General features: G+C 69.9%; 16 protein-coding genes. 15 read left to right on the top strand and 1 reads right to left on the bottom strand.

Annotation, left to right across the window (positions count from 1 at the left end):
* Window positions 1–33: 33 nt before the first annotated feature.
* Window positions 34–555: a DUF4396 domain-containing protein gene (locus OG276_RS08345; RefSeq protein WP_266903832.1), complete on the bottom strand. Its 522-nt coding sequence runs from the start codon at window positions 553–555 to the stop codon at window positions 34–36.
* A 146-nt stretch (window positions 556–701) separates the two neighbouring features.
* Here OG276_RS08345 and OG276_RS08340 point away from each other — a divergent pair, with 146 nt between their 5' ends.
* From OG276_RS08340 to OG276_RS08270, 15 genes are all read left to right on the top strand, one after another.
* Complete coding sequence (locus OG276_RS08340; protein ID WP_266903831.1) at window positions 702–1,142, top strand: DUF6153 family protein; 441 nt, start codon at window positions 702–704, stop codon at window positions 1,140–1,142.
* Window positions 1,143–1,248: 106 nt separating this feature from the next.
* On the top strand, window positions 1,249–1,881 hold the full coding sequence (locus tag OG276_RS08335) for a DUF305 domain-containing protein (protein WP_266903830.1): 633 nt from the start codon (window positions 1,249–1,251) through the stop codon (window positions 1,879–1,881).
* Between the two features lie 98 nt (window positions 1,882–1,979).
* Window positions 1,980–2,885, top strand: a complete 906-nt coding sequence (locus OG276_RS08330) for a F510_1955 family glycosylhydrolase (protein ID WP_266903829.1) — start codon at window positions 1,980–1,982, stop codon at window positions 2,883–2,885.
* 159 nt (window positions 2,886–3,044) lie between these two features.
* Window positions 3,045–3,434 carry a hypothetical protein gene (locus tag OG276_RS08325; RefSeq protein ID WP_266903828.1) on the top strand — a complete coding sequence of 130 codons (390 nt, stop codon included), beginning with the start codon at window positions 3,045–3,047 and terminating at the stop codon, window positions 3,432–3,434.
* A 152-nt stretch (window positions 3,435–3,586) separates the two neighbouring features.
* Window positions 3,587–3,766, top strand: a complete 180-nt coding sequence (locus OG276_RS08320; RefSeq protein WP_266903827.1) for a hypothetical protein — start codon at window positions 3,587–3,589, stop codon at window positions 3,764–3,766.
* 204 nt (window positions 3,767–3,970) lie between these two features.
* Window positions 3,971–4,399 carry a hypothetical protein gene (locus OG276_RS08315; protein ID WP_266903826.1) on the top strand — a complete coding sequence of 143 codons (429 nt, stop codon included), beginning with the start codon at window positions 3,971–3,973 and terminating at the stop codon, window positions 4,397–4,399.
* A 130-nt stretch (window positions 4,400–4,529) separates the two neighbouring features.
* On the top strand, window positions 4,530–5,678 hold the full coding sequence (locus OG276_RS08310) for a PLP-dependent cysteine synthase family protein (RefSeq protein WP_266903825.1): 1,149 nt from the start codon (window positions 4,530–4,532) through the stop codon (window positions 5,676–5,678).
* Complete coding sequence (locus OG276_RS08305; RefSeq protein WP_266903824.1) at window positions 5,675–6,934, top strand: MFS transporter; 1,260 nt, start codon at window positions 5,675–5,677, stop codon at window positions 6,932–6,934. The genes OG276_RS08310 and OG276_RS08305 overlap by 4 nt, the downstream gene beginning before the upstream one ends.
* 288 nt (window positions 6,935–7,222) lie before the next feature.
* The gene (locus OG276_RS08300; RefSeq protein WP_266912619.1) at window positions 7,223–8,656 is read left to right on the top strand and encodes an MFS transporter; all 1,434 of its coding nucleotides are present in this window, start codon (window positions 7,223–7,225) and stop codon (window positions 8,654–8,656) included.
* Between the two features lie 128 nt (window positions 8,657–8,784).
* Window positions 8,785–9,975: a PLP-dependent aspartate aminotransferase family protein gene (locus OG276_RS08295; protein WP_266903823.1), complete on the top strand. Its 1,191-nt coding sequence runs from the start codon at window positions 8,785–8,787 to the stop codon at window positions 9,973–9,975.
* A 71-nt stretch (window positions 9,976–10,046) separates the two neighbouring features.
* A complete protein-coding gene (locus tag OG276_RS08290; RefSeq protein WP_266903822.1) occupies window positions 10,047–10,562 on the top strand; it encodes a MaoC family dehydratase in 516 nt (171 codons plus the stop codon).
* A gap of 76 nt (window positions 10,563–10,638) precedes the next feature.
* On the top strand, window positions 10,639–11,478 hold the full coding sequence (locus OG276_RS08285; RefSeq protein ID WP_266903821.1) for an SAM-dependent methyltransferase: 840 nt from the start codon (window positions 10,639–10,641) through the stop codon (window positions 11,476–11,478).
* A complete protein-coding gene (locus tag OG276_RS08280) occupies window positions 11,475–12,521 on the top strand; it encodes a methyltransferase domain-containing protein (protein ID WP_266903820.1) in 1,047 nt (348 codons plus the stop codon). The genes OG276_RS08285 and OG276_RS08280 overlap by 4 nt, the downstream gene beginning before the upstream one ends.
* A gap of 42 nt (window positions 12,522–12,563) precedes the next feature.
* Window positions 12,564–13,457, top strand: a complete 894-nt coding sequence (locus OG276_RS08275) for a diiron oxygenase (protein WP_266903819.1) — start codon at window positions 12,564–12,566, stop codon at window positions 13,455–13,457.
* Window positions 13,458–13,491: 34 nt separating this feature from the next.
* Window positions 13,492–14,355, top strand: coding sequence for a hypothetical protein (locus OG276_RS08270; RefSeq protein WP_266903818.1), 864 nt, complete (start codon window positions 13,492–13,494; stop codon window positions 14,353–14,355).
* Window positions 14,356–14,372 lie beyond the last annotated feature (17 nt).

Genomic DNA, 14,372 nt, shown 5'->3' with positions numbered 1-14,372 from the left:
GTGCGGCCGGGCGCCGGTGCCGTACGGCTGTGGTCAGTGGTAGGCGTGGACGACGGCGTGGCCCTTGCCGCGGCCGATCATCAACTTGTTCACGGGCGTGGTGATCAGGAAGGCGACGGCGAAGCCGCCCAGCAGAGCCGTCCAGAACAGGGTGTCCGACAGGTGGGCGTCCATCGCGCCGGGGACCACGGCGATGATGCCGTTGTCGACGAGCTCCATCACCGCGATCGAGACGGTGTCGGCGGCCAGCGCGACCTTCACGGCCGTCTTGAAGTCCAGGCCAGCCTTGCGGACCGCGAACAGGGTGAAGGAGTAGCCGAAGACGAACGCCAGCGCGATCGCCAGGATCATCGTCTGAACGTTGCCCCACATCAGGGCGGTGCCGATGACCATGCCGAGGATCTCGCCGATGGCGCACCCGGTCAGGCAGTGCAGCGTCGCCTTCGCCGCGGCCCCCCACGTCACCCCGCCCATCTGGTGACCGGCGTGACCCGCGTGCGCCTGGTGCGCGGCGTGGTCGTGCGCGGTGCTGGTGTGGTGTGCGTTGTGGTCCATGGCCGTCATCCCCAATCCCGTCCAGTGTGACCCCGTCCCCGCGGGCTCACAACATCCACTGTATACCCCCCAGGGGTATACCTCAAGGGGTTGTCGTTCGGGCCCCTCGCCTCGCACCCGCCGAGGCGGGCGCTTACGATGCGGGCATGGAAGGTCAGGTGATGCGAGCGGTGAAGCCCTTCGGGCTGCGCTCCTACCTGCTCCTTGTTCTGGTCGTACTGGCGGGGCTGGTGGCCATGCACGGCCTGGGGCCCGCCCCCGCATCGGCCGCTACGCACGCGGGGGTCGCTTCCCACCACGTGTCGGCCGTCGGCCACGAGAAGGCGGTCGCCGACGATGCCGCGTGCCAGGACGGCTGCGTCCATGCCGGCGATCCGGCAGGCGGCGGAGGCGGCGGGCACACGGAGCACGCAGATGCGACGTGCGCGGCCACCGGCACGGTCGGCGCCCCGGTTCTGCCCGCGCCTGCGGTCCTGCCCGGCCACGCCGAAGCCCAGGCGGTCCCTGCGCACGGGGCCATCCCCGACGCCACCGCCTGCGGGCGGGCGCCGCCGTCACTGAGCGAACTGCAACTCCTGCGCATATAGGGCGGCCCCGGCATGCCCGGCCCCCAGAGGGCCGACCAGCCTCTCGGCCCCGCCCTACTTCCGCACGCCCGCCGACGCGCGCGTGCCCCACAGCAGGAGTTGCACCATGACCAGGAAGCGTTCCCTGATCCGCCGCGTCACCGCCGTGACCGCGGCCGCCACCGCCGCCCTCGTCCTCGCCGCCTGTGGCGGCAACGGCAACGGAAACGACAGCGGCTCGGCCCACAACGGGCACAACACCGCCTCCCCTTCCGCCTCCGCCCCCGCGCAGCAGGGCGACCACAACGCCGCCGACACCGCGTTTGCGCAGGGGATGATCCCCCACCACCGCCAGGCCATCGAGATGGCCGACCTCGCCACGACGCGCGCCGAGTCGGCTGAGGTGAAGAAGCTGGCCGATGAGATCAAGAAGGCCCAGGACCCGGAGATCGAGACCCTCTCCGGCTGGCTGACCTCCTGGGGCGAGAAGGTCCCCGCCGAGGATGCCGGCCACGGCGGGCACGACATGTCCGGGATGATGACGGCCGAAGAGATGAAGCAGCTCGAAGCCTCCTCGGACAAGGCGTTCGACACGGCCTTCCTGACGATGATGGTCAAGCATCACGAAGGCGCCGTCGCCATGGCCAAGACCGAGCAGGCCGACGGCACCTACCAGCCCGCCAAGGACATGGCCCAGGCGATCATCACCTCCCAGAGCGCGGAGATCGCCCGGATGAACACGCTCCTCGGGAAGAGCTGACCCGCATCAGCACACCCCGGGTGCGGGCAGCCAGCAACAGCTGCCCGCACCCGGGTCAGCCAGCCCTTCTTCCCCTTCAAGCGTTCTGGACCTCACACATGACCATCCGCTTCCGCATAGCCGCGCTCGCGGCCGCCACGGCGTCCGGCGTCCTGCTGCTGACTGCCTGCTCAACCACCGAGATCACGCCCGCACAGGGCAACGTCGGCGCAGCGAGCGACCCCGACCCGGGAACCGGGCACCTGCACGGCCTGGGCGTCGACCCGGCCGACGGCACCCTCTACGCCGCCGGGCACCTCGGCGTCTTCCGCCTCACCCCCGCAGGCGCCGTACGGATCGCCGACCGCTACCAGGACACGATGGGCTTCACCATCACCGGCCCGCGCACCTTCCTCGCCAGCGGCCACCCCTCACCCACCGACCCCGCCGCCACCTCACCGCATCTGGGACTGATCCGCAGTACCGACACCGGCCATACCTGGACCACCGTCTCCGCCGCAGGCGAAGCCGACTTCCACTCCCTCCAGCAGGCCGGCCCCACCCTCTACGGCCTCGACAGCCAGACCTCGCAGATCTGGGCCAGCACAGACGCCGGCGCCACCTGGGAGCGGCGCGCGCGGATCTCGGCCGGGGACCTCGCCGCCCACGCCGAGACGCCGCAGGAAGTGTGGGCGACCAGCCGTGACGGGCTGCTGCACAGCACCGACAGCGGCGCCACCTTCCAGCCGGTCCCAGGCACGCCGGCCCTGGCCGCCGTGGAGCTGCCGACTCCCGGGCAGCTGATCGCCCTCACCACGGACGGCAAGGTCCTCTCCGGTGGCGACGGGACCTCCTGGAAAGAACGCGGCCGCCTCCCGGGCGGCGTGCAGGGTGCCGTACTGACCGCGGCCGGCCCCGACCACCTCCTGGCCGCCGACAGCAACGACGCCGTCCACGAATCCAAGGACGGCGGCCGCACCTGGACCACCGTGCACCAAGGGGGCCACACGAACACCGGACACTGACCCGCCCGCGCTGAACGCCGCACCGGCCGTTCCGTGGTGCAGCAGGTGTAGACCCGGGATTTCTGCCCGATCAGTCCTGCACTTTCGCCTGGCCCAGCAGCCGCCTGCTCTGGCGCGCGCCCGCGATGAGCCACGCATGCCACCAGAAAGAACATGCCCGTGACATCACCCCAGCTCCTGGACTCCCGGCCCACCCACAGCCGGCCGCCCGCGCCCGCCGAAGGACGCGCCGCCCGTCGCAAACAACGCTCACACCAGGCCCGCAAGCGTTCACTGGCCGCCCGCTACCGCGGCTACGTCGGATACTTCGTCGGCGCTTGCCTGATCAGCGGCGCCGTCGTCCACCACCCGCTCGACCCTGCCCGCATCGCCCTCTACGGCGTCCTGGTCTTCCTCGCCGCCACCGTCGTCAACGAGTTCCTCCTCACCCGCGAGCGCCCCGGGCCTTCGCGGATGACGGTGGTCATCGGTGCCTCCCTGATGCTCTCGTTCGGCATCGGATGCTCAGCTGCGGCCTTCAGTACTTCGACGACTTCCCCGACCGGGTAACGGCCCTTGCCCCCCATCGGACTCCTCCTCGCCATCGCCTACGTCATCGAAGCCGCCGACACCCCTGGCAGCGCATCTTCGGCCTCGTCGGCCGGGCCGTCATGGTGGCCGCAGCCCTTGCCTTCCTCGGCCTACGGCAGGTCGCGTCCTCGATGCACGACATTCCGGCCGGCGGGCACAGCCACGGCACCGCGGAGCAGCCGGCCGCAGATGACCACGCCCCCACCAATGCCCCCACCACGGGCAGCACTCCCGGCGCGAGGGTCACGCCTGCCACCAAGCCGACCGCGAAGACGCCGCAGTCGGATCACAGCGACGGCCACGCGTACTGACCCGACACCGATGCGAGGGGGCTGCGGCGGGCCCGCCCCGCCGCAGCCCCCTCGCATCGCGTCTGGAGGGCCGAGCCCGGCGGTCCACGAAGCCGCCGACGGCTACACGGGACAGGCAATGCCCGTGCTGGACCTACCCACGTACGGGGGTATCCGACCCGCAGAAACGTGACGCCTTGCAGTTGCTCGACTACTTTGAGGGATGTGATCGGGTGCTGGCGGATTTCCCAGGAAGCAGTGCGGCGGGCCCGCAACGTCCTTCTGCCCGCACTCGTTCTGCTGATCGCGGCGCATGTGGCCGCGGGCGCACACACCCCTGCTTTCGCGGGGCCGCACACCACGGTGCTGGCCGCCGGTCCACAGCATGACCTTCGCCAGGGCCTGGTCCTGTCGGCGTTCTCCTCGGGTCCTGCGCATCAGCACGGCTCGGAAAAGCATATCGATCACGCTGTGGACAGGCCGCGCTCTGACGGAGCGAAGGCCGTGGCGATGCCTGCGGTGGCCGCAGTCGTGCTCGTCCCGATTCCCGATGAACCCTGTCCAGACCTGGCGGTCGGATGGGCGGCCTCACGTGAGGCCGGCCCGCCGGGCAGCGGCGTCGATCTCGCGCTGAACTGCGTCTGGCGGCAGTAGAAGCACGCCCGCACCCCTGACCTCCACCGGTGATCGTCCCGGGTGTGGAGGGCTGGGGTGTGCACGCGCGCCTTTCGACCTGCCTACCCCGCGCCTCCGTACACCGGCGGCGTGTAGGAGCCGTACGCACATGAACCGCCTTCCCCTGCTCGAAGACTTCGGTCCGCTCTCCCCGGCAGCTCACGCTCCGGTGCCCGTTATCGCCCGCCGGCCCGCACAGCTGGTCGGCAACACCCCGGTCCTGTGGATCGACGAGCCCTTCGCCCCGCCCGGCCGCGGCTTCTTCGCCAAGCTCGAAGGCGCGAATCCCGGCGGCATCAAAGACCGCCCGGGGCTCCACATGGTCCGCCAAGCACGCCTGCGCGGCGATCTGCTGCCTGGTGCGCCCATCGTCGAGTCCTCCAGCGGAACCCTTGGTCTCGGGCTGACGCTGGCCGGGCTGACCTACGGTCATCCGGTCACCGTCGTCTCCGATCCGGGCATGGAGCCAGCCGTGGTCCGCCTGCTCACGGCGCTCGGCGCGTACGTCGACCAGGTCGAAACTCCGCATCCGACGGGCGGCTGGCAGGAGGCCCGCCGGGAGAGGGTCGCCGAACTCCTGACCGCAGCTCCTGGCGCGTACTGCCCGGATCAGTACAGCAACCCGGACAACGTCGGCGCCTACCGGCCGCTGGCCGCCGAGCTGATCGCGCAACTGGGCCGGATCGATGTCCTGGTCACGGCGGTCGGCACCGGCGGCCACTCCGCCGGGATCGCGGCGGGACTGCGGGAGCACTCGCCCGGACTTCGGCTGATCGGCGTGGACTCCATCAACTCGGCGATCTTCGGCCAGCCCGCAGGTCCGCGGCTGATGCGCGGGCTCGGCTCCAGCATTCACCCCGCCAACGTCGACTACAAGGCCTTCGCCGAGGTCCACTGGGTGGCCCCGGGCGAAGCGGTATGGGCCTGCCGCCGCCTGGCCCGCAGGCACTACGCCTCGGGCGGCTGGAGCGTGGGCGCGGTCGCGCTCGTCGCAGGATGGGCAGCAAGGACCATGCCGCCCGGAACCCGGATCGCAGCCGTGTTCCCCGACGGACCGCACCGCTACCTGGAGACCGTCTACAACGACGCCTGGTGCGCGGAACAGGGCATTCTCGGCGCAGAGCCCGCGGCGGAGCCCGAGGAAATCGCGGCCCCGGATGCGTGCACGGTGACGGGCTGGACCCGGTCCACTCAGGTCCGCGACCCGCTCGGCCGGAAGCCCGGACCCCGCGCGATCCGTACCGCGGGCGCCCGGTGAAGGCGCTGCGGGCGCAGGTCGCCTCCTTCGACCCGAGCGTGCGGTTGTTGATGGCCAACCAGTTCGCCATCAACCTGGGCTTCTACATGCTGATGCCCTACCTCGCCGACCATCTCGCCCACGGACTCGGTTTGGCCGCCTGGGCCGTCGGCCTGGTCCTCGGCGTACGGAACCTGTCCCAGCAGGGAATGTTCCTGGTCGGCGGAACCCTCGCCGACCGCTACGGCTGCAAGCCGATGATCCTCGCCGGATGCGGCCTGCGCACGGTGGCCTTCGCACTGCTGGGGATGGTGCAGTCGCTGCCCGCGCTGATCGTCGCCTCGGCGCTCACCGGGCTGGCCGGGGCCCTGTTCAACCCGGCGGTGCGGGCTTACCTGGCGGCCGAGGCCGGTGAGGAGCGCCGGGTGGAGGCGTTCGCCGCGTTCAACGTTTTTTACCAGGCCGGCATCCTCATCGGCCCGCTGGCCGGGCTCGCGTTGCTGGCCTGGGACTTCAGGGCGGTGTGTGCGGCCTCGGCGGTCATCTTCGGCGCCTTGGCCCTGCTCCAGGCGCGGGCGCTGCCCACCCGTCCACCGTCCGACCGTAGTGCGGAGTCGGCGTGGCGGGCGGTGCTCGCGGACTGGCGGTCCATCGCCGCGAACCGGCCGTTCCTGCTGTTCGCCGCGGCCATGTCCGGCTCGTACGTCCTGGCTTTCCAGGTGTACCTGGCCCTGCCGCTACGGGCCCGGGAACTGTTCGGCCCGCAGACCGGCCTCGTCACGGGAGCCGTGTTCGCCGTGTCGGCCCTCGCAGCCCTGTCCGGGCAGCTCAAGCTGACGGCCTGGGCCAAGCGCACCCTGAGCGGGCCCCGGGCGATCGTCTGGGGGCTGGCCGTCATGGGCGCGGCGTTCCTGCCGCTGCTGCCCGGCCCGCATGAGGGGGCTGTCGGCCTTGCGGTGGGGGTGGCTGGGCTTGCGCTGTGCGCGGCACTGTTGGCGTGGGGCGGTGCCCTGCTCTACCCCTTCGAGATGGACACGGTCGTACGCCTTGCGGGGGACCGGCTGGTCGCCACCTACTACGGCGCCTACAACACCGCCTCCGGCATCGCCATCGCGGCGGGCAACCTCGCGGTGGGGGCAATGTTCGACACCGGGCTGCCGTGGCTGCCGTGGGTTGTCCTGGCCGCGACCGGCGCGGGTTGTGCGGGGGCCGTAGCGGCCCTGGAGCGCGGCGGGCACCTGCGGGCACCGGGCTGGCAGGCCGCACTCACTGGCTGAGGTGCAATACGGCGGGGAGCACCGCACGGTGCGGTGCTCCCTGGGTCGGTGCCGTTCGTCAGCGGGCGGAGTGCACCAGCTGCAGGCGTCCGTCCGCGTTCCGCCCGCGTCGCCTTCAATCGGACCGGCCATGGGCCCGCGTGGCAGTGGAGGCGGCACAACCTGCCGGAGTTCGATTCCCTCACCCTGCAATCGCCCTCACTTCGCTCTTACATACCCCCCATGGGTATGCTACGTTGCTCCGCGAAGGTACCCCCTAGGGGTATGATGCAGAGAAGGGTCAGGGCAATGTCAACCGTCAATCCCCGGCGCTGGTGGGCACTTGCCGTGCTTGCCGCCGCGCAGTTCATGGTCATCATGGACACCTCCATCATCGGAGTCGCACTCCCCGAGATGCAGAAGGACCTCGGCTTCTCGCAGGGCGAGCTGCAGTGGGTCTTCAACGCCTACGTCATCGTGTTCGGCGGATTACTCCTGCTCGGCGGTCGTCTCTCCGACCTCGTCGGAGCTCGCAAGATCTTCGCCGCCGGATGGGCGACCATGATCGTCGGTTCGATCGTCGCGGCCGCCGCGCAGACAGCTACGGTCGAGATCGTGGGCCGTGCCGTCCAGGGCATTGGCGGCGCGCTGATCGCACCCGCCGCCATGACCCTGCTGATGATGCTCTTCATGCACGACCCCAAGGAGCTCGGCAAGGCGATGGCGCTGTACGGCGCCGCTGCTCCCGCCGGCGGTACTGCGGGTGTATTCCTCGGTGGTGTCTTCACCGAGTGGATGAGTTGGCAGTGGGTTTTCATCATCTACATCCCGATCGGTCTCGCGACCCTCGCCGCCACCAAGCTGCTGCCGGACGTTGCGTCCCGACGCGGTTCTGTGGATGTCCTGGGTGCGGTCGCCGTCACTGCGGGTCTCGCGCTCGCCGTGTTCGCTGTCGTCCGGGCGCCCGAGGTGGGCTGGGGCTCCACCGCCACAGTCCTGGAGCTGATCGGTGCGGCCGTTCTGCTCGCCGCCTTCTTCGTGATTCAGAAGTCCATCCGTGAGCCGCTCATGCCGCTCAGCGTCTGGCGGGTCCCGCGTCTCGGCTCGGCCAACCTCGCGATGACGCTGCTCGGTGCGGCGTGGATCCCGATGTGGTACTTCCTCAACCTGTATCTGCAGCAGGTCCTCAACTACGGCGCATTCGCGTCCGGCGCCGCCCTGCTCCCCATGACCGTCCTGTTGATGATCTTCATGACGGCGATTACCGCACGCCTCATGGGCAAGTTCGGTGCGAAGCCGCTGATCGTCGCCGGCCTCTTGGCCCTCGCCGCAGGCCTGGTCTGGCTGTCGGCGGTGGAGCCGACTGGCACCTTCCTGGTCGATGTCCTCCCGGCCTCGCTCGTCGCCGCGCTCGGCATGGCGCTCGCCTACATCCCTGCGATGATCGCCGCCATGTCCGGAGCTCCCCAGGAGCAGGCAGGTCTGGCCTCGGGCATCGTCAACACCACGTACAACGTGGGCTCGGCCCTCGGCCTTGCCGCTCTGACCGCTCTTGCCACCACGCAGGGGGCCGGTGAGCTCGGCAACCTGCCCGCCCTCACCGACGGCTTCAGTGCCGCGTTCCTCGGTGCCGCCGCCATCGCGGCCGCTGGCGCCGTGATCACTCTTCTCGTCATGAAGGGAGACAAGGCTGCGGCGACCGCAGCCGCCCCCGCGCCGCAAAGCGAGACCGCCGGGGTGTGACGTACGGGCTCGTCCGTACTCGACAAGGGGTCGCCCGATGTCCTCCCAGGACATCGGGCGACCCCTTGTCTGCTCCCCGTACCTGACGCAGACGGCCGGACGGACCGGCCCATCAGACAGGAGACCCCATGGAAGACAAAGACATCCGAACCCGTGCCGTGCATGTGATCAATCGGCCTTTGCCGCACGGCAGTTGGCCGCTCTCCGTACCCCTGGTGCAATCGTCCGCCTTCGCCTTCGACTCCGCGAGCGAGCTGGCCGAAGCCATGGCTAGCCCCGACGGCCAGTACGTCTACAGCCGCCGCGGCAATCCCACCGTCCGCGCCCTGGAGCACACCCTCGCGGACTTGGAGGGCGGGGCTTCGGCCATAGCCTTCGCCTCGGGCATGGGAGCCATCAGTGGCGTCCTGCTGGCGCTGCTACGCCCCGGCGATCACGTGATCGCGCAGCGGTGTTTGTACGGAGGGACACACGCCGCCCTAACTGACCTGGCGGACCGCTACGGCGTGGACGTCACGTACATCAGCGGTGACGAGGTGGCCGAGTTCGAGGCGGCCGCAGGACCCCGGACCCGGCTGCTCCTGCTGGAGACCATCGCGAACCCGACGGGCCAAGTCCCTGACCTGCCAGGGCTGCTGGCTGCGGCCCGGCGCCGGGGAGTCGTCAGCGCCGTGGACAACTCCCTCGCGTCGCCCGTCCTGTGCCGGCCCATCGAACTCGGCGCCGACATCGTGCTCCACTCCACGACCAAATATCTGGCCGGACACTCCGACGTCCTCGGGGGCGCAGCCATCTTCGCGGATGACGGACTGCGGCAGGAGATATGGCCGCGGACAGTCGAACTCGGGGCTAGCGCCGACCCGTTCGCCGCCTGGCTGACCCTGCGCGGGATCCCGACGCTGCCCCTGCGGATGCGGGAGCACTGCGCCAATGCCGAAGTCCTGTCTGCGCGGCTGGCTGCTCATCCCACAGTCACGGCCGTCCACTGGCCCTGGCTCCCCGCCCACCCCTCGTACGCCACCGCCCGTAAGGCGCTCTCCGGCGGGGGAGGGTTGCTCTCCTTCGAACTGGCCGGCGGCCGGGAGGCGGGGCGGGTGTTCGTGGAGGGAGTGCGGGTGGCACGGCTCGCGCTGTCCCTGGGTGGCGTGGAGACGCTGGTGACGCATCCGGCCAGTACCTCCCATCGAGAGCTGGGTGAGGAGGCGTTGGCGGCGGCCGGTATCGGATCGGGTCTGGTGCGGATGTCGGTCGGTATCGAGGACCCCGACGACCTGTGGAGGGACATCGAACAGGCTCTATCCAAGCTTCTTTTGGCTTGACAAAATAAATGAACGATTCGTAGATTGGTTCACGCCAAGGAAACACTGCTCTACGTCAAGGGGGGCGCGTGATGCGCTACTTCGAGGACTTCCGGACCGGTGATGTCCACGAGCTGGGCACGATCACCGTCACCGCCGAGGAGGTGCTGGAGTTCGGAAAGCGCTTCGATCCGCAGCCCTTCCACACGGACCCGGAGCTCGCCGCCCGGTCGCCGTTCGGCGGTCTGATCGCCAGCGGCTGGCACACCGCCTCGATGTTCATGCGGCGCTACGTGGACGGGTTGCTGGTCCACAGTGCGTGCACCGGCTCCCCGGGGGTCGACGAGATCCGCTACGTGCGCCCCGTCCGCCCGGGAGACGTCCTCGCCGCCCGAGTGGAGATCCTCGGGTCCCGCCCGTCACCGTTCAACCCGACCACCGGCATCGTGCAGCCCAAGTGCCTGCTGGTCGACGGCGACGGGGCGGTCGTCTTCAGCATGATCCTGCACAGCATCTTCCAGCGCCGGCCCGCCGGTCCCGACGCCTCGCGCTCCGGGACGAAGTCCGCGGCAGACGACCCGGTCGCCTGCGTGCGATCCGTGGCTTGACCGCGCCGGACCGGGGCCCCTTGCGGATTCCATAACTGCTTGTACCCATCTCACCCGATGTGAAGGGAGACCTCCTGTGGAGGCCGTATCCCGCACCGCCCAGTGGACCGCCGCAGCGCGAGCCCTGGAGACCGACCGCGAGGACCGGCTGTTCGCCGATCCCTACGCGCGCACCGTCGCCGACACGATCGGCTTCGAACTTCTGGAGCGCTACGCAGGGGCGGGCACCGTGCCGTTCCTCGCCATCCGCACCACCTACCTGGACCGGGCGATCGTCCGGGCCGTCGAGGAACACGGCATCCGCCAGGTCGTGTTCCTCGCCGCGGGCATGGACACCCGGTTCTACCGGCTCCCGTGGCCCGACGGCGTGACCGTCTACGAGCTGGACCGCCCCGCGCTCCTGGAGGCGAAGGCGCAGATGCTCGCCGATGAACCCGCCCCCGCCGGACGCACCCGCGTCACCGTACCGGTGGACCTCACGCAGGACTGGACCGGTCCGCTCAAGGAGGCCGGCTGGCGCAGTGACGAGCCGGTGTTGTGGGTGGTCGAAGGGCTCCTCTTCTTCCTCCCGGAAGGCGCCGTGCGCAACCTGATCTCGACGCTGGCCGCCCACTCCGCGCCCGGCTCGGTGCTGCTCGGAGACGTCATCAGCCGGGCCGCGCTGGACAACCCGCTCTCCCGCCCCTTCCTCAAGTGCCTGAAGGAAGACGGCAACCCGTGGCTGTTCGGCACTGAGACCCCCGAGCAGCTCCTCGCCGACTGCGGCTGGGACGTGCGCGAGGTCCGACAGCCGGGAGAACCGGGCGCCGACTTCGGCCGCTGGCCGTACCCGGTTCCGGCTCGCAGCGTTCCGGGCGTTCCCCGTTCCTTCCTGTTCACGTGTGACCTTCCGACCTCCGAGGCGGCGGCGGCATGAGCGGCACGCACGAGTTCCACCAACGGGTCATCAGCGATGCCGGAGCCGCCGTACGGGGGCTCACCGTCGCCCTCGGCGAACGGCTCGGCCTGTACCGCGCGCTGGCCGAGGCCGGCCCCCTCACCGCGGCCGGGCTCGCCGAGCGCACCGGCATCGCCAAGCGGTACGCGGAGGAGTGGCTGCACGCACAGCTGAGCGCCGGGTACGTCGAGCGCCACCCGAGCGCCGATACGTACACGCTCCCCGCCGACCACGTGGCCGTACTGGCCGACCCGAAAGCCGTCACGTTCGCCGCGGGCTTCTTCACCGCCCTCAAGGCGCTGTACGCCACCGAGGACCTGCTCGTCGACGCGTACCGTTCCGGCGACGGCGTCGGCTGGGCGGAACACGACCCGGCACTGGACACCGGGATGGGCAGCTTCTTCCAGCCCACCTACGAGCACCGGCTCGTCCCCGACTGGCTGCCCGCCCTGCACGGGGTCACCAGCAAGCTGGCAGCCGGCGGCACCGTCGCCGACGTCGGGTGCGGCGTCGGGCACACCACGCTGCTCATCGCGAAGGCGTTCCCCCAGGCGACCGTGCACGGCTTCGACTACTCCGAGGAAGCCATCTCCATCGCCCGGCAGCTTGCCGAGGAGGCCGGACTCTCCGACCGCGTCGTCTTCGACGTCGCCGCGGCCGACGACTACCCCGGCTCCGGCTACGACCTGGTCACCTTCTTCAACGCCCTGCACGACATGGGAGACCCGGTCGCCGCCGCGCAGCACGTACACAAGTCCCTGGACGGAGAAGGGACGTGGATGCTCGTCGAGTCGAACGTCTCGCCCGCGGACATCGACACGCAGACGCCCGCCGCCCGCATGTTCATGGCGCTGTCGGCCGTGATGTGCCTGCCCGTGGCCGTCGCCCAGCGCGGTCCTCACGCGCTCGGCAACCACTCCGGCGAGAAGGCGTTCCGCGCCATCGCGGAGGAGGCCGGCTTCACCCGCTGGCGGCGCGCGACCGAGACCCCGGTCAACGCCGTTTACGAAGTCCGGCCCTGAGCCTTCGCTCGCCGCAACCCACCACACACCGAGGGAGTCTCCATGGGCATCGCCGCCCCCCTGCCCGTCACTGATCGCTTCCTGGAAGTCCTGGAACGGCTGAGCTCGCGCTCCATCGAGGAGTACTACAACCCCTACCAGCAGTTCGACTGGCCCGAGAAGCTCGAAGAGGGCCAGCTGTGGATGACCCCCGAGCTGCTCACCGTCTACGGCACGCCCTTCTACGAGGAGCTCGGCGAGGAGACCATTCACCGCCTTTCCAAGTGGGAGAGCATCAACTTCTACAGCCTCAACGTGCACGGCATCCGTGAGCTGCTCATCGAGGTGGTCGGCCGGATACACATGCCCGGCTTCGAAGTCCCCTCCGACTTCTTCCACCACTTCATCGGCGAAGAAAACGAACACATGTGGTTCTTCGCCGAGTTCTGCCGCCGCTACGGCGACAAGATCTACGGCTCGACCGCCATGCGCGCCGACTCCGCGTGGGAGCCGGAGGTGGACAACTTCCTGGTCTTCGCCCGGATCCTGTTCTTCGAGGAGCTCGTCGACCACTACAACATGCGGATGGCGCAGGACGAGTCCCTGTGTCACACCATCCGCGAGGTCAACCGCATCCACCACCAAGACGAGTCCCGGCACATCGCCTTCGGGCGGGAGCTGGTCTCCCTGCTGTTCAAGCGGATGAAGGACACCGTCTCTGCCCAGCGGCTCGCCGAGGTGGAGGCGTACCTCAAGCGGTACGTCGTCTACAGCGTCAACTCCCTTTACAACCCGCACGTCTACCGCGACGCCGGCATCGCCGACCCGCTGGCCCTGCGCAATGCGCTGGTCGCCGACGAGGGCCGCCGTCCGTACGAGCGCAAGGCCATCCGCAAGCCGCTCGGCTTCTTCCTGAAGACCGGAATCTTCACCGACGACGTACTGCCCGTCGTCTGAACGAACCGTCCGTCGTCCGAGAGGTGACTCCACCATGACCGTTACAACAACCCCTGCGAGCGTCGGGGAATCGAGGGGCCTGCCGTCCCTCGGTCCCGAGGGAACCGCCCTGCTGCGGCTCCTCGACGACACCTTCGAGGGCTGGGGTGTGAGCGCGGGCGCCCGCCCGATGACCATGCCTCCGCTGCTGCCGGCCGCCGACCTGGCCCGGCTCGACTACTACGACAACTTCCCTCACCAGGCCGTCGTCGCCGCCCCGCTCGACCTGTCCGCACGGGAGACCGACGAGTTCTGTACGGACAGCGGTTGCTTCCCCTGCACCGCCCTCCAGCCGGCGGCCCTCGGACTCCCCTCCGCGTCCTGCTACGCCGTCTACATCGACCACCAGGGTCGCCAGGTCGCGGACGACACCCTGATCACCGTCGTCGGCTGGTGCTTCCGCAAGGAGGAGCACTACGAGGGCCTGCGCCGGCAACTCGGTTTCCGCATGCGGGAGGTGGTCGCGATCGGGACCCGCGAGCACGCAGAGTCCCACCTCACCCGCTTCACCTCGCGCATCCAGGCCTTCGCCGAGGCGCTGGACCTGCCTCTGCGCAAGGAGGCCGCCTGCGACCCGTTCTTCGACAAGGGCAGCTCGAAGGCGGTGCTCCAGCGCCTCACCCCGGTCAAGCACGAGTTCCTGTACGAGGACCTGGCGATCGCCTCGGTCAACACCCACCGCAACTTCTTCGGAGACCGCTGCGAGATCACGCTGGAGTCGAGCGGCAGCCCGGCCTTCACCAGCTGCGCCGCGTTCGGCCTCGAACGCTGGCTGTCCGCGCTGACCAGGCGCCACGGCAGCTGGGAGGCGGCGACCGAGGCCGTCCTGCGCGCGAACGCGGCCGGGCCGGCGATCTGACGTGCCGACCCGACCCG

Source organism: Streptomyces sp. NBC_00086 (assembly GCF_026343255.1).
In the GTDB taxonomy this organism is placed as follows: domain Bacteria; phylum Actinomycetota; class Actinomycetes; order Streptomycetales; family Streptomycetaceae; genus Streptomyces.
This window is presented reverse-complemented; position numbering and strand designations above follow the sequence as displayed.